This is a genomic window from Parapedobacter brassicae, assembly GCF_051400755.1.
GTDB lineage: Bacteria > Bacteroidota > Bacteroidia > Sphingobacteriales > Sphingobacteriaceae > Parapedobacter.
This window is the reverse complement of record NZ_JBLFFL010000001.1, coordinates 434,816-451,571: the sequence shown is the minus strand read 5'-3', so window position 1 is coordinate 451,571 and position 16,756 is coordinate 434,816. Positions and strand designations below refer to the sequence as shown.

Sequence of the window (16,756 nt, the reverse complement as noted above, 5' to 3'; positions counted from 1 at the left end):
AGCTAACATCAAAACGACGAAGCGATGAAAACAATAGCATCAAAATATATAGCGATGGCTCTCGGAGCAGGGACATTTGCATTGACGGGCTGTTCCGAATTCTTGAGCGAAGCAGATCCCAGCAACTTTACCGTGGATGCGTATTTTACAAAGCCTGCGCATGCGCGGAGTTCCGTGAACTCGATTTATGCAAGCCTGCGGGAGCCAATGGGAAGCGGTTTTGGCGGAGGGGCATGGATGATGACCGAGTTTGCCACAGGCTTGGCAGCTACCGACCTGGGGCAGGCTGCGAATAGCTATTTTGTCAAAGACCTAAACAATACATCCGACAATGGTTACGGGCAAACGTATTGGCAGCATTATTACCGAGGGATCGGCAACGCCAATCTATCCATTGCCAAAATCCCGGAAATCACCATGGACGAAGCCGAGGCTACGCGCCTGTTGGGGGAAGCCCATTTTTTGAGAGCTTGGTATTATTTCCAATTGGTCAGGATGTTTGGTCATATACCGTTGATTACCGAACCGGTGACATTGGACTCTGAACAGTTGAGGCCCCAGCAGGCAGATCCGGAAGCAGTTTATGAGTTGATCGTGCAGGACCTCACCACCGCGGAGGCCGCCGGAATGCCCTGGAGAGACGCCTCCGGTCGGGCGAGTTTAGGAGCTGTCAAGTCACTGTTGGCCGAAGTATACCTGACCATGGCAGGCTATCCGTTGCAAAAAGGTGAAACGCATTACAGCTTAGCTGCGGAAAAAGCGAAAGAGGTGATCGATTCAGAAGAATTCGAGCTTTTTGATGGCTACGACGATCTGCACGATCCCGATATGAAAAACATCGGAGAAAATATTTTCATGATCCAATTCGCAACCCAATTGATCCCTTCCAATTGGCAGGTGGCCATCATTCCGTACAACAAGAATATTTCACAATATTCGGATGAGACGGGCGGGATCTATGCGACTGCGGATTTTGTCGAATCCTATGAGCCAAATGATTTGCGTATCCAGGAAAAGCAGTTTTTCTTTACCGAGTATACCCATGAGTCGAATCGAAACCAAGTGGTAGATCTGGGGGGGTATTTTATTTGGAAGCATTTTGATGAGGTCGCCCAAACCAGTACCGCAAATAGTGACCTGAATTGGCCCGTCATCCGGTATGCCAATGTATTGCTGACGTTTGCTGAAGCATCCAATGAGGTGAATGGGCCTAACACAGACGCTTATGAGGCGGTCAATGCCATCCGGTCACGGGCCGAATTGGCGGATCTTGAAGGGCTATCCAAGGAGCAACTGCGGGAAGCTATCTGGAAAGAACGGTGGTATGAACTGTGCTTTGAAAATAAGACCTGGTTTGACATGGTACGGTTGCGCAAAGCATTTAATGTAGGGACCAAACAATTTGACGATTATGTGGGGCATCGGTTCTCCTACGGCCCCGTTTTGAAAGAACGTGAATTGCTGTTTCCTATACCGACCAGCGAAGTGCGGAATAACACAAATTTGATACAAAACACGGGCTATTAATCAGGCAAGATGCCTCCCGTTTGCCGCTTAAATTATTAATTTTGGACGTAGTAACTTAATATAAATCAATAATTATCACATGGAAACAAGTAAGATAGCGAAAGAAGCACTGGAGTCGGGTGAGGGGATATTGCGGTTGGCGCCGACGTGGGTGCCGCGTTCGTTCTGTGTACCGGGCCGTAGGATCAAGTTGCATCCGGACGATTATTATATCTTGGGCGGTGCGCGGGGCGGAATAGATGAGCGGTGGTTTTCGTCGACGACGCCGGCCAAGAACGGACCATTGACCGGTGAAAACGAAGGGTTAAGCCCGGTTGTCCATGGACAGTCGGGTCGAGAAGTTCAATTCCTGCTACGGGATGCGGTCGAAGAATTGAAGGGGGCGTTAATCGGTTCGCGGCTTTGGGACGAGCATAAAAGCTGGCCGATATACTCCAAGTTTTTCGACAACATGGGTCCGCTCCCCCACCATGTGCATCATAATGATGAGAAAGCGGCGCTCATCGGACAGAAGGGGAAGCCGGAGGCCTATTATTTTCCGCCTCAAGTGAACAACCATGGGGGTGATTTTCCGTATACATTTATCGGTCTTGCCCCGGGTACGACCAAGGACCAGATCCGGGAATGCCTGGTGAACTTCACGAAAGGGGATAACAAGATCACGAATTTTTCACAGGCGTATCGGCTGGAGCCGGGTACAGGTTGGGATGTTCCGCCGGGCTTGCTGCATGCGCCGGGGAGCCTGTGCACCTATGAGCCCCAGAAAGCATCAGATGTATTCGCGATGTACCAATCGCTAGTCAATGAGGCGATCATTCCCGAGGAGTTGCTGTGGAACGGTACGCCAAAGGATCGGGTGGGCGACTTCGACGAATTGATCGATGTGTTGGACTGGGAACTGAACCTGGACCCAAATACCATGCAAAACCGCTTCATGGCACCGTTGCCGGTTCGTCCGGAGGCGGAGATGCAGGAAGCGGGGTATGTGGAGAAATGGATATGCTACAAATCGGACGCCTTCAGTGCGAAGGAACTGACCGTGCTGCCTGGCGCTTCGGTGACGATTCGCGACAGCGCTGCATATGGGATGATCATGATGCAAGGACGCGGGACGATGGGCGTATGGGAGATCGAGACCCCAGCGCTGATCCGCTACGGGCAGCTGACGCACGACGAGTATTTCGTCAGCGAGGCAGCGGCCATGGCAGGGGTCAAGATCGTCAACCATTCCAAAACGGATCCCATCGTGATGCTGAAGCATTTTGGTCCGGGCAATCCCGACCTGATATTATCATAACAGAAACATAATATAAAAAGATATGAGCACAGCTAATAATTTCCCCAAATTACACAATGCGACCTGGCCTGGAATCGTGGGCAAAGGGCCTGATGCAGAACCGGTCATCCCGTTTGATGATCTGCTCGCCTATACGGCAGCAGCGGAGGTCGACGGGGTGAAATTCGACGGCGTAGACATCGGCCTGCTGGACCCCCATGTAAACATCAACGGCGGTGAGGATGAGGTGAAGCGGCTGGCAGACAAGGTTGCCTCCCATGGCCTCACGATCGGATCGCTAGTGGCACCCATCTGGGCCGGATCGGCAATGGGGAGCAGGGAAAACCGGACCATATTTGTAGATATGGTGCGCAAGGCCTGCCAGTTCGGCCAGCGGCTAAAGGAACTGGGTATCCGCCCCTATGGGGTGGTGCGCATCGATTCATCTTGCACACCGGCTGTCTGGGCAGAAGACCCGGCAGGCAACACGGCGATCATTGCGGAGACATTCCGCGAAGCATGTGATGTAGCGGCCGATTACGGCGAACGGCTAGCCGCCGAAGGCGAGATCTGCTGGGGAGGGATGCACAGTTGGAAAGCTATGATCAATACCCTGGAGGCCGTGGATCGGCCAAACATGGGTTTCCAAGCGGATATGTCCCACACGTTTCTGTACCTGCTGGGTTACAATAAACCCGAAGATCGTATCCTGCCGGCAGATTTCCGGTGGGATGATGAAGAGGCCCTCGCCGAGGGCCTGCGTACACTTACCGCAGCGCTGCGTCCATGGACCATCGACTTCCACGTAGCGCAGAATGACGGCACCGTTTTCGGTTCCGGATCGCACGACAAGACCGGTCGGCATTGCCTTCCCAATGATCCGAACGGCAAGCTGGATATCCCCAAGGTAGCAGGCTACTGGCTGCGTGACGAACAGGGGCAACTCACCAAGGCGTTTGACCATATCTGCTGGGATGGGTGCATGTTCCCCAACGCTGTGTTGAACCAGCAACAGACCTGGAACGATATCCTCGCAGCCATGATCAGCGTCCGCGAAGCACATGGGTGGCAAGCATAGGCATAAAACCAACGCATAAAAAAGAGAAAAAATGAATAATAAAAAGGAACTGAGAATAGGATTAATTGGTTGTGGCTTTATGGGCCGCACCCACTCCAACGGATATAACAGGGTGCCCAACTTCTTTCCCGATTTGCAGTATCAGCCGGTATTGCAGGCAGTATGCTCGCGTCGGGAAGAAAAAGTGAAGGCCTTCGCCGAACAGTGGGGGTTTGCATCATACGAAACCGACTGGCGGAAGCTCATCGCCAGGGACGATATCGATGCGGTAGACATCTGCACGCCCAACCACCTGCATGCTGAGATTGCGATCGCAGCGGCAGCAGCCGGAAAGATCGTGCTGACCGAAAAGCCGCTGGCGAGGAACCTCGATGAGGCCAAACAGATGGTTGATGCCGTATCAAAAGCCGGCGTGGCCAATACCGTATGGTACAACTACCGGCGTTTGCCTGCCGTTACCCTAGCTAAAAAAATAGTCGCATCCGGCAAATTGGGCAAGATCTTTCATTACCGGGCCAATTTCCTGCAAGACTGGACCATCAACGCCGATATGCCCCAGGGCGGGGATGCGGCGTGGCGCATGGACGTCGACGTGGCAGGGTCCGGTGTGACCGGTGATTTGCTGGCGCATTGCATCGACACGGCCATGTGGTTGAACGGCGGGATTACCGAAGTGTCCGCCGTCACCGAAACGTTCGTCAAACAGCGTGTGCACCTGGATACCGGTAAACTACAGGACGTCGGCATCGATGATGCATGCATCTTCCATTGCCGGTTTTCAAATGGATCGCTGGGATTGTTTGAATCTACCCGATATGCCCGCGGGCATAAGGCACTGTATACGTTTGAAATCAATGGCGAGCACGCCTCCATCCGCTGGGACTTGCATGATCTGAACCGCCTGGAATATTTCGACAACGCGGTAGATTCGGATGTAAAGGGGTGGAGCTCCATCCATGTGACCAACGGCGATCATCCTTATATGGATAAATGGTGGGTGCCAGGCTTGGGAATCGGCTATGAGCACAGTTTCGTTCATCAAGTGGCTGATTTTCTGAAAAGCCTCGAATCGGGAGAACCTTGTCAGCCCGATTTCAAAAACGCGTACGAGACACAAAAAGTCTGTGAAGCCGTTATCGAATCGGCCAAGTCGCGCAGTTGGAAAGATACAGCAGTCGAGCTAGATTGAAGTTTGTTAATTTATATAATCAACATAGCATGTTAAAAAATTGGAATGGTTTCCGGAATGGCCTGGCTGCCGGAGGAGTTGTCTTATCAGCATTGATGTACACGGCCTGTACATCCGGCGGCAGTCACCAATCAACAGCCGATCAGGAGACAACGGATCAAGTAGCCCAAGAGGATTTTGAAGCGATTTTTGATGGGGTCAGCCTATCCGGATGGCGTGGGGATACCGCACTTTGGCGGGTAGAAGACCAAGCCATCGTGGGCGAAATACGGCCGGGCAAAGAAATTGACAAAAACTCATTCATCATCTGGGAAGGTGGCCGGCCGGCTGATTTCGAACTGATCGCCGAATTCCGGCTAATCGGAGAGGGAAATAGCGGAGTGAATTACCGGAGCGAAGAAGTGCCGGATGTTCCCTTTGCCCTGCGGGGGTACCAAGCCGACATTGATGCGGCCAATACCTATACCGGACAAAATTACGAGGAACGCGGCCGGACCATCCTCGCCTTCCCCGGCCAGCAGATGCGCCTTCCACCCGTGGACGGCGAAATCGGCGACCATGCGAAAGGCAATGTCTGGACGGCAGGGATTCAAACCGATTCATTGGGCAACCGGGATTCGCTGAAAGCGCAAATCAAGAAGGGCGACTGGAATGAAATCCGGATTGTGGCAAAAGGCAATCGCCTGCAGCATTACATCAATGGCACCTTAATGAGTGAAGTGGTCGATGACGACGAGAAAAACCGCAAATCCGAAGGGTTACTGGGATTTCAGGTGCATGTAGGTCCGCCGATGACAATCGCCTATCGGAATATACGATTGAAAACCCTTTAATAGGATACCCAAAAGCCGCGCAGCAGCTAGCTGTCTTCCAATGTTCAGCTGGCTGTTTGCGCGGTATATTACTGCTCCGTGCAGCACCCAGACTGGGCGCCAAAAGCAGGCAGATAGCCAAGCCATCCGCAGCCGTCAGGGAGCGGGTACGAGCGCCTTTCGAAACCCCTTCGGCGACACCCCAAACTTCTTCTTAAATAACCTTGAAAAATAATAGGGCGACTCAAAGCCCGTATGATAGCCGATCTCCTGAACCGTCAGGCTGGTGCTCTTGAGGAGTTCTTCGGCTTTGTCAAGCCGGAGGTCGAGATGGTATTGATTGGGCGATTTGCCCGTAATCCGTTTAAAGGATTTCCTGAACGTTGAATAGCTGAGGGGAAATTCGGCAACCAGATCTTGCATATAGATGGGGTTACTCAGCTCATGCTGGAGTTTGAAGATGGCTTTTGATACCCAGATGGATTCGGGATCATTATCATTTTTTGCCGTCAGGTTCACCCGGTTGAGCAATCCGATAACCTGTAGGACGATCCCGGTAATGATTTGCTGGTATCCGATTTGAACCTGTGAAACGGCATTTAGCAATTGGATAAAGGCAGCCATCAACTCCTTGCTGAGACCCGTCTCGACGAAGGGATTTTCTGGATGGAAGAAGGTGTCCATGACCTGCCGGGGGAAACTGCCATTAAAGCCCACCCAATACTCCTCCCATCCGAAAGCAGGGTTGGGTTTATACCGGTGCCAAATGCCGGGGAACAGTATAAAGCACGTCCCCGTTTCAATCGTTTGAGGGGGTGTTTTGGCCGACTCGAATACCCCACGCCCACTGGTGATGAACACCACATAATAACCATCCAGGATGCGACCTTTATTCCAGGAAAAGACATGGTCGGCCGGATGTTGAGTGACATCGGGATAGTGGGCATGTTTGTCGATTTTACTATAACCGACTGTCGTCACGTAGAAACCAAACTCCCGGTCTACATCACTTATATGCAGGTATTTATGATAATTATTCATAACCGGTTCGTTGTATCAATAGTTCAAACATACGGAAAGCCGACTAGGTTTACAAATAACAAATTTCCGGCATTTCGGGATCGCTAAAATATCAAAAAGTGCAAGTAAATGTTGAATTAAGTCATTTTCTACAGTTTATCGCAGCCCTATATTTGTGATATACCAATTATGATACGTTTATGAATACCGACTTAAGTAATGAGCAAATCAATTTTTATAGAGAAAATGGTTATGTCATCATCGACGATTTTTTAACTGCCGAAGAGCTGGAACATTGGCGGCACGCGGTGACCAAAGCCATCGGGGAGCGCAACGGCCTTAAAATACCGGGCAAGGAAGTCCGCTTGGGTGAAGATGACGGCATCAACGAGGATGCTGCGTATTTCAATAATGTATTTGACCAACTGCTCAACCTGTGGCAGACCAGCGAAGACGTGAAGCAGCTGATGGTGGATGACCGTATCGGCAAGATGGCCGCTGATTTGGCTGGGGTAGACGGGATCCGCATCTGGCATGACCAGGCCTTGATCAAGCGGCCCTGGGCCAATCCGACTTCCTGGCACCTCGATACGCCTTTCTGGTCGTTTTCAGACCGACGTGCATTATCCATTTGGGTGGCGCTAGACGATGCGACGCTTGAAAATGGTTGTTTGTTCTTCATCCCCGGTTCTCATAAAACAACGACTTTCGAGAATGCAGGCATCGGAAAGAACATGGCTGGGATTTTCGAGGTTTACCCTGAATTTAAACAAACAAAGGCCCACGCTGCGGTTATGAAAGCGGGGAGCTGCTCCTTCCACAATGGGCTGACGATCCACGGCGCCCATGCCAACATGACGCCCGGTTTCCGCCGGGCCATGACCTGCGCCTATATGCCAGATGGCAATACCTATAACGGCACGCCCAATATCCTGCCCGATGAGTACGCGGAGTCCCTTAATGTAGGCGATCCATTGGATAATGATGAACAAAACCCGCTCATCTATAAACGCGCATGAAAATCGATTTCTATTATCCGCGGTGGGGTTCGGAGGGCATGGCATGGTACAGCTTCGCCCAGCGGGTGGCGCAGGAAGGCTTTGCCGGTGTGGAGGTATTCCCCTTGGCGGACCGGCCGAAGAACGTGGATATGGTCGATGCGCTCACCGATAATGGATTGTCGTATATACTGCTCCACGCCGAGCTCCATGAGGGGAAGGATTTCAACCGGTATACAGCCGCCTTGGAGCGCAACCTTTATGCGTTGTTGGAATACCAAAGCCAAACCGTAAAGCCGCAATTCATCGTATCGCAAACCGGGCGGGAGTATTACAGCCGTGCACAGATGGAGGTGTGCTTTGCCATTTGTGACCGGATAAGCCGCGAGTCATCGATCCGCATCATTCAGGAAACGCATCGCAACAAATGGTCGTTTGCTGCCCATGTCGTCAAAGATTACCTGAGGACACTCCCATCGCTGGAGCTGGCCCTTGATTTTTCGCACTGGGTATGTGTCTCGGAGAGCTACCTCGAAGATCAGGACGATGCCATTGATGCTGCGATCACGCATGGCAAACATTTACATGCCCGGGTAGGATTCCCGGAGGGTCCCCAAGTGACCGATCCGCGGGCGCCGGAAAATCAGGAAGCGTTGACGCATCACCTGGCCTGGTGGGACCGTTGGATAGCCCATTTACAGCAAACTGGCTGTGAGCGTACCACCATTACACCCGAATTCGGGCCTTATCCGTACATGTCTTACGTCCCGTTTACTACGCAGACCGTGGCTGACCAGTGGGAGATTAATTGCTGGATGAAGCAATTGCTCGAAGCGAGGTATGAACACCTGGATAAACCCATTGTAACATGACCAAACGTTGCCACCGATTGATGAACGTATGCCGATTTTCGCTGACGGCCTGGCTGGCGCTTGTCGCCTGGGGTGCCAGTGGTCAGGTCGACCATGATTCCGGCAACAAGATCATCCGTATCGCTACAGCGAACAAGCGGCTTGCCCTGCTTATCGACTATTCGTCGGGTTGCAAGGTGACTGAACTGCTTGTCAACAATAAAAATAGATTAGCACACACCGGCATCTATACGGCCGTACAGACGGCCGACGCGCACTGGACATCCTGGGGGCAACCCCAGCAAATCAAGGTTTCATCCCAAGCTGACCAGATCGATGTGGAAGGGATTACTTTGGGGAATATCGTGGAGTCATGGCGGTTCAAACTGGAGGGGGATAGGGTACTATGGACCATCAGCCGGACATACCCCGAACCCGTGGCGATGGAAGACATGGCGATGCCGATCTGGCATTTTGCCGACTTGACGACATGGAAAGGTGGAATACTGGACAACGGGGGAATGGTTTGGTGCAAGTACTTGTCGTCGCCCAACGATACGTATGGCGTACATACCGGCGGGGTAACATTTTGGAACGAGGATGAAGAAGATGGCTTGCGAATAGCGGCAATCGCTGGCAATGACCAACACATTGCGACCAAGTACTCACACAATGAACAGGGTGCCTTCACCTGCACGCACTTGATTACCGATGCCGAATTGGACCAGCGTTATCATTTGAGCCGCTTTGTCCATAAAAAGGCTGATGTGTTTGCGCCTTTCAAGGTCAAGCAAGGAACGGTATCGGTTACCTACGAACTGACCTACACCAATTACCTTGAAATCTACGACCGGGGCACATTGCCCGGTATCGATGTGGCAGCGGTCCGCGAATTGCTCAACACGACGGCCCGTTATGGCGTGGTGGACAACCATATCGTTGGAGCCAACGGATGGATCACGAACTGGAAATGCTTGCACGAACCTTTTTTCGCCCAGATCGGTTTGGCGGTGAACGATCAAAACTACACCGATAACCTATCCGCCACACTCGATCAGGAGCGTGACCTCGCTACGCTTCCCGATGGCCGTGTACTGTCGCGCTGGCACAACGTGCCCGGCGACGAAATACCGGGCACCTACAATCCGGAAACCGGCTATTATGAAGCGATGTGGGGGTATACCCTCGATTCCCAAACCGGGTACATCATCAACACCGCCGAACAATTCCAGCAGACGGGCGATGTTGCTTGGTTGCGTTCGCACAAGGAATCATGCGAACGCGCGCTCGACTGGTTGATCCGTAGGGATACCGATGGGAATGGAATCTTTGAGATGGTCAATAACAACGTCTCTGAGCAGCAGGCCAGCGACTGGATAGACATCGTGTGGGCGAGTTTCGAGAATGCGTTCGTCAACGCGCAACTGTATGAGGCGCTCAACCTATGGACAGCATGTGAGCAGGTACTGGGCGACAAAGAAAAAGCGGATGACTACCGAAGGATCGCCGACCGACTGAAAGAAGCATTCAACAAGACCGTGGAGGAAGGCGGTTTTTGGTCGCCCGAAAAGAAGCAGTATGTATACTGGCGAGACAACGACGGCACCGTGCGGGGTGACAACCTCGTGACGCCGGTGAATTTTGCTGCCATCGCCTTCGGACTGTGCGACGATAAGCAACGCGTGGCCACGATCCTCGGAAATATCGAGCGGCGCACGTCCGAAGAAAATCTTTTCCATTGGCCATTGTGCTTCGATTCGTTCAAACGGGAAGAAGTGCACGACAACAACTGGCCGTTTCCGCGTTATGAGAACGGTGATATCTTTCCCACGTGGGGATATCTCGGCATACGATCCTACGTACAATACGATCGGGATTTGGCCTTGAAATACATCCGTAATATCCTCACCCAATACCGAAAGGATGGACTTTCTTCGCAGCGGTACAGCAGGGTGGACCAGAAGGGGTTGGGTACTGATATATTGGCGGGCATAGCCACCACGGTGACTGCGCTATACAGCGATATCTATGGCATCCGTCCCAAGTGGAACCGGATGGGGTTGGAGCCCAACTTGGTGCCTGAACTCAATGGTACCCAATTTACGTACACGCTGCGAGACACCGTATACGAAGTTTCGCTCCGTATAAATGACTACCAATTGCGTACGCGGGATTTTTCGGTGCGGAGCAGTCAGGCCTTCGGTGTAGGGAGGTCGGGCACTGATGTGATTTATTATCCCGAAAATGAGGAGGCTATGCGGTTGGTCGTGCATGCCGAACAAGACGAATTCGCCGACCTGCACGTAACCCAATGGGACGGCGTCAGTTGTCAATGGACCGTGAAGGGCAACCGACCAAAGCAGATTACCCTTCACGGGCTTACGCCCGGTGCCAGCTATGCGTTGACGGTAGACGGAAAACGCAGGAAAGTAAAGGTGACTTCGGACGGATCATTGACAGCCAAAGCCGATGGAACCGGCCTGACGACGTTCGCACTTCGGTTGCGTTGACGTCACAATGGATTGCTAACCAATTGATTGAACTGATATGAGGTATTTTACCAAATCTTTCCGATGCATTGCGATGCTGTTGATTGGCCTTCCGGCTTTTGGCCAGCATGTGAATTGGCAGGCAGCGTGGATAGGATTTCCGCATGCGGCGGCGGACACCAATATATGGACCGCGTATTACAAAACGTATGCAATAGAAAACCTGCCCAAGACAGCATACGCCAAAATCGCTACGGATTCGAAATACTGGCTTTGGATAAATGGAGAGCTGGTGGTGTTTGAAGGGCAGTTGAAAAGAGGCCCCAACCCCCGTGACACGTACTACGATGAGGTAGACGTGGCTCCCTATTTAACGAAGGGAGAAAACACCATCGCTGTTTTGACGTGGTATTGGGGTCGGGATGGATTTAACCACAAAAACAGCGGCAAGTCCGCACTCCTGTTTGAAGCGGTGCTGGGTGGCGCAACGATCAGATCAGACACTACTTGGAAGGCCATCAGGCATCCTGCTTTTGGCCATACCGGACCGCCGCTTCCTAATTACCGCCTGCCGGAGTTCAACATCCATTTCGATGCCAGGAATGACGTGCCGGACTGGCGCCTGGGCGATGTTGGCGGCAAGGCTTGGCAACCCGTCGTGTCTTATGGTAGCCCGCCAATAGCCCCTTGGAATAAATTAGAAAAAAGACCGATTCCGATGTGGTACGACTCCGGTTTGGTGGCTTATGAAAACGAAGCCGAATTGCGCCGCACGAGTGACGGTGATACCGTGATAGCCAAGCTTCCCAGGAACATCTCCATCACGCCCTACCTCAAAATTGATGCCCCCGCCGGGCTTAAGATCGATATCCGGACGGATAACTACAAGGGCGGGAGCGAGTTCAATGTGCGTACGGAATACATCACCAAAGAAGGGGTGCAGGATTTTGAAACGTTCGGCTACATGAATGGGCACGAGGTTCGCTACGCGATCCCCAAGGGAGTCAACATCCTGGAATTAAAATACCGGGAAACACGCTATAATACTGAACGGCTGGGCGTTTTCAAGGCGGATGACCCTTTTCTCAACACGCTTTGGGAAAAATCATACAACACCCTCAATGTCAATCTGCGGGATGCCATTCAGGATCCGGATCGCGAACGTGCACAATGGTGGGGTGACGCGGTCATCCTGCTGGGTGAAATCCTATATGCCTGCGACGGGAATGGGCACCTGGCCATTCAGAAAGCGATCCGAAACCTGGTAGACTGGCAGAAAGCGGATGGCGTGCTGTATTCACCGGTACCTGCCGGCAACTGGGATCGGGAACTGCCTGCGCAGATGCTTGCCAGTATCGGCAAATATGGGTTCTGGAACTACTTCCGTTATACCGCTGATACCGCGACGATGCGTTACGTGTACCCGGCGGTCAAACGCTATCTGAAGTTATGGAAATTCGGTGAAGATGGCCTAGTCATCCATCGTCCGGGCGGCTGGGACTGGATGGACTGGGGGGAAGATATCGACACGCCGTTGATTGAAAATGCTTGGTATTACATGGCGCTGGAAGGAGCTATCGGAATGGCGGAGCTTACGGGAAACCAAGCGGATATCCCCAGCTACCGGGCAGCTTCGGAATCGATAAAAACGAATTTCAACAGGCGGTTCTGGACGGGTGCCGCCTATAAAAGTCCGTCAAATACCAGCGTTATCGACGATCGAGGAAATGGGCTTGCCGTGGTTGCCGGCCTTGCCGATAGCACTAAGTATGGCGCCATTAAAAAGGTCTTGGAAACCGAATTCCATGCAAGCCCCTATATGGAAAAATACATCCTGGAAGCGTTTTTCATAATGGGTGATGCGAAAGGCGGGCTGGAACGGATGAAAACGCGTTACACGAACATGGTGGAAAGCCCGCTCACGACGCTTTGGGAAGGATGGGGCGTTGGCTCGGCCGGCTACGGTGGTGGATCGTATAACCATGGTTGGTCCGGGGGACCATTGACACTGATGCATCAGTATGTCGCTGGCATCGCCCCAGAAAGACCGGGTTTTGAAACGTTCAGCATCTTACCCCAATTGGGCACATTGGATGAGATATACTGCATCACGCCAACGGCAAAGGGTAATATCACCGTTGAGCTGAAACGTACGGAAGATAACTTGTCCCTGTCGGCTGTTGTTCCGACCAGAACAACGGCCCGTATCGGGATACCCAAGCTCAAAACGGGCTGGTCGACAATTACGGTGAACGGCGACGTATTGCTGGAAAAAGGAGGCAAACCCCGCGATCACCCGTCGATAAGCCATCTCGGGGAAGATGAAACGTACTGCTATTTCGACGTGAAAGCGGGGGCGTGGTCGTTTATACTGTTAGATCACTGATCAGAAACCAACTATTAACTGACAACTAATTTTAAAAACAAACCCATTCATTATGAGAACAAAATATGACAGACAGCTCGTTTTCTGCTTTTTGGCGCTGCTATGTTTCCTGGTAAACAGTGGCCCCGCCAAAGCGCAGACACGAGCAACGGGCATGGTTACCGATTCGGCAACCATGGCACCCGTCGGCGGTGTAACCGTGACCTTGCGGGGCTCATCCACCAGCGTGCAGACCGATGGACAAGGACACTTCACCATCGAGGCCTCGCCAGGTGATATCTTGGTGTTCAGCTCGATCGGCTATCAGCAGAAATCCATCATCGTGACGGACGGCAGCTTGCAGGTCCAACTAACACCTGCTTCCGAGGAGTTGGAAGAAGTTGTGATCGTCAGCTACGGTACACAAAAGAAAAGAGAACTTACCGGAGCTGTTGCGCAGGTCGATGCCACAAAGCTCAGGGACATGCCGGTGGCCAATATTGGCCAGAAGTTGCAGGGCAGGATGGCCGGCGTGCAGATTAATCACAATTCCGGCACACCGGGTTCGGAGATGTCCTTCCGCATCCGGGGAGCGGCCTCCATCGGTGCGGGAAACCAACCGCTTATTGTCATTGACGGGTTTCCTTCCGCCAGCGGGCTCCAAACACTTAGTCCAGATGAGATCGAATCCATCAGCGTGTTGAAAGACGCATCTGCGGCGGCACTTTACGGATCACGTGCGGCCAACGGGGTGGTGCTGGTGACGACCAAGCAAGCCAAGGATGGCCAGCAACACCTCGAACTTTCTGCCACTATGGGGCTGCAGGAGGTGCCCCAGCGAGGACGGCCTGACCTCATGAATGCGGAGGAGTTTGCACAGTTCAAAAAAGAGTATTACGAAGATGCCGCCCGGTATGAAGGGTATGCCGGTGGTGTGCCCGAAGTATATGCCGATCCAAGCCGTTACGCCGGAGATTACGGCACCGATTGGTTCGACGTGCTGCTGCGGGATGCGCTGAACCAAAACTACAACATCGCCTACAGCGCCGGCACCCCGAAGCTGAAGTCTGTATTCAATCTCAACCTCAATAAGCAAGAAGGGGTGATCTTGAACACCGACGACCGTCGGATTACCGTGCGGACCAATAACATCTACAATGCCACGGACCGCCTTACACTTGGACTCAACCTGGAATTTTCCAACGGCTACAATAACGGTGTGGCGGGCCTGGATAATGGGCGGAATATCATTCAATTAGCGTATTTGATGGATCCTAGCCTCTCTTACAGAAACGAAGATGGCACGTACCCGATTGCGTTTTCCCAGCCGGGTATGTTTCCCAATCCAAACTGGTACCGGGTCGTTACGGAACGTATCCGCAAGGCCCGGGCAAACCGCTTCTTGGCCAATGCCTATGTCGAGTACGAACTGTTGGAAGGTTTAAAGGCGAAAACCGCCTTCAATGTCAATACGGACAATACCGTTACACGGGCATTTAACCCATCCACCTCACAGGGCGGGCTGGGAAGCGCACCGCCGCAAATGGCTACCGGTTCATACGGGACCAGTGGTTTCCTGACCTGGTTAAGTGAAAATACGCTAACCTACGAAAAATCATTCAACGACAGCCATCATTTCGAACTGCTCGGAGGTTACACGGTTCAGAAGTTCTCCTCCGAAAACAGCAACATTGACGGTCGCGAGTTTGCTGACGACGACATTCCGTGGATCAGCGCGGCCATCACCCGCATCGGCAATGTCGGTGCCGATGAATGGTCACTGCTGTCCTACCTCGGGCGGTTGAATTATAATTACAAAGGGAAGTACATTGCTTCATTCGCTTTCCGCAGTGACGGCTCGTCCAAGTTCGGTCAAAATACCCGGTTCGGTAGTTTCCCGTCGGCATCGCTCGGCTGGGTGCTGTCGGAAGAATCGTTTATGCAGGGTATCCAGGCAATCGACCTGCTGAAATTACGGGTGAGTTATGGCAAGGTTGGCAACAACAACATCGGCAATTACACGTATCTGGCCGCGGTAAACAGCAACGATTACGTGTTTAACAACCAGGTTACGCCGGGTAAATCATTGAACGGCATCGGCAACAGCTTTCTGACCTGGGAAAGCACGGAAGGCTATGACATTGGGCTGGATATGGAACTGTTCAACAACCGGTTGTTCTTTACCTATGATTACTACTGGAAGAAAACCGACGGCTTACTGTATGGTATCGATATTCCGATACAGTCTGGATTTTCGAGCATCACCTCCAATATAGGCCGATTTGACTTCTGGGGGCACGAGTTTACGGTGGGGTCGAGAAACTTCGTGGGCGACTTCCAATGGACCACTGATTTCAACATTTCGTTCGATCGAAACGTGGTTAAAAAGTTGGGGACAAACGACGCGCCGATCGGCGGATATAACCTATATTGGGATGATAACCGCACGGCTGTGGGATACCCCATCGGGATGTTCTATGGATACATCAATACCGGGGTGTATATGACACAGGAGGAATTTGAGACCCAACCCCACAGTGCTACATCGATGGTAGGCACGGCCCGCTTCGCGGATATCAGCGGTCCGGATGGTGTTCCCGATGGTATCATCGACAGCCACGACCGGACGTTTATCGGAAACCCCAATCCTAAATTTGTCTACGGGCTTACCAACAGCTTTTCCTATAAAAACTTCGATCTGAGTATCGTTCTCGCCGGAACCGTGGGCAATGATATCTCGGATGATGCCTTCCAGTCCACCGAAAATATTGATGGGGTTTTCAATGTCAGGAAAGGTGTGGCAGGTCGTTGGCGGTCACCCGAAAACCCGGGCGATGGTATCTACCCCCGCACGCGCAGCGGCACCACGGAAGATTTCCGTAATTTCACGACGAGGCAGGTGTTCGATGGTTCATATATCGCGGCAAAGAACATCACGTTGGGTTACACGTTCACGTCGCCGGCCATCACCTATTTCAAATCAATACGTGCTTACCTGAGTGCACAGAATGCCTTTATCCTCACCAATTACCCCGGGCTTAACCCAGAAGCAGGGATCAATGGATTGAACGGATTAAACCAGGGGCGCGATTTTGCGGGTTATCCCATTCCGCGGATATTTTCTGCAGGTATACGTCTGGGCTTTTAGAAA

At 52.2% G+C, this 16,756-nt stretch carries 11 protein-coding genes; 10 read left to right on the top strand and 1 reads right to left on the bottom strand.

The window, feature by feature from the left end; translation table 11 throughout:
- Positions 1–24 precede the first annotated feature (24 nt).
- The 5 genes from ACMGDE_RS01920 (at position 25) to ACMGDE_RS01900 (ending at position 5,903) form a co-directional block, all read left to right on the top strand.
- The gene (locus ACMGDE_RS01920; protein ID WP_436831062.1) at positions 25–1,527 is read left to right on the top strand and encodes a RagB/SusD family nutrient uptake outer membrane protein; all 1,503 of its coding nucleotides are present in this window, start codon (positions 25–27) and stop codon (positions 1,525–1,527) included.
- Between the two features lie 79 nt (positions 1,528–1,606).
- Positions 1,607–2,824, top strand: coding sequence for a hypothetical protein (locus ACMGDE_RS01915; RefSeq protein WP_436831061.1), 1,218 nt, complete (start codon positions 1,607–1,609; stop codon positions 2,822–2,824).
- A 22-nt stretch (positions 2,825–2,846) separates the two neighbouring features.
- Entirely contained in the window at positions 2,847–3,881 is a 1,035-nt protein-coding gene (locus ACMGDE_RS01910) for a sugar phosphate isomerase/epimerase family protein (RefSeq protein WP_436831060.1), read from the top strand.
- 31 nt (positions 3,882–3,912) lie between these two features.
- Entirely contained in the window at positions 3,913–5,070 is a 1,158-nt protein-coding gene (locus tag ACMGDE_RS01905; RefSeq protein ID WP_436831059.1) for a Gfo/Idh/MocA family protein, read from the top strand.
- 29 nt (positions 5,071–5,099) lie between these two features.
- Positions 5,100–5,903, top strand: a complete 804-nt coding sequence (locus ACMGDE_RS01900) for a 3-keto-disaccharide hydrolase (protein WP_436831058.1) — start codon at positions 5,100–5,102, stop codon at positions 5,901–5,903.
- Positions 5,904–6,038: 135 nt separating this feature from the next.
- On the opposite strand, the gene ACMGDE_RS01895 is transcribed toward ACMGDE_RS01900, so the two are convergent.
- The gene (locus ACMGDE_RS01895; RefSeq protein WP_436831057.1) at positions 6,039–6,923 is read right to left on the bottom strand and encodes a helix-turn-helix domain-containing protein; all 885 of its coding nucleotides are present in this window, start codon (positions 6,921–6,923) and stop codon (positions 6,039–6,041) included.
- A 179-nt stretch (positions 6,924–7,102) separates the two neighbouring features.
- Between ACMGDE_RS01895 and ACMGDE_RS01890 the strand changes: the two genes are divergently transcribed.
- Genes ACMGDE_RS01890 through ACMGDE_RS01870 form a run of 5 tightly spaced genes read left to right on the top strand, consistent with a single transcriptional unit; the run spans position 7,103 to position 16,753 of the window.
- A complete protein-coding gene (locus tag ACMGDE_RS01890) occupies positions 7,103–7,921 on the top strand; it encodes a phytanoyl-CoA dioxygenase family protein (RefSeq protein WP_436831056.1) in 819 nt (272 codons plus the stop codon).
- Positions 7,918–8,772, top strand: a complete 855-nt coding sequence (locus ACMGDE_RS01885; protein ID WP_436831055.1) for a sugar phosphate isomerase/epimerase — start codon at positions 7,918–7,920, stop codon at positions 8,770–8,772. The genes ACMGDE_RS01890 and ACMGDE_RS01885 overlap by 4 nt, the downstream gene beginning before the upstream one ends.
- A complete protein-coding gene (locus ACMGDE_RS01880; RefSeq protein ID WP_436831054.1) occupies positions 8,769–11,261 on the top strand; it encodes an alpha-L-rhamnosidase-related protein in 2,493 nt (830 codons plus the stop codon). The genes ACMGDE_RS01885 and ACMGDE_RS01880 overlap by 4 nt, the downstream gene beginning before the upstream one ends.
- 37 nt (positions 11,262–11,298) lie before the next feature.
- The gene (locus tag ACMGDE_RS01875; protein WP_436831053.1) at positions 11,299–13,626 is read left to right on the top strand and encodes an alpha-L-rhamnosidase-related protein; all 2,328 of its coding nucleotides are present in this window, start codon (positions 11,299–11,301) and stop codon (positions 13,624–13,626) included.
- Between the two features lie 52 nt (positions 13,627–13,678).
- Positions 13,679–16,753 carry a SusC/RagA family TonB-linked outer membrane protein gene (locus ACMGDE_RS01870; protein ID WP_436831052.1) on the top strand — a complete coding sequence of 1,025 codons (3,075 nt, stop codon included), beginning with the start codon at positions 13,679–13,681 and terminating at the stop codon, positions 16,751–16,753.
- Positions 16,754–16,756: the final 3 nt, after the last annotated feature.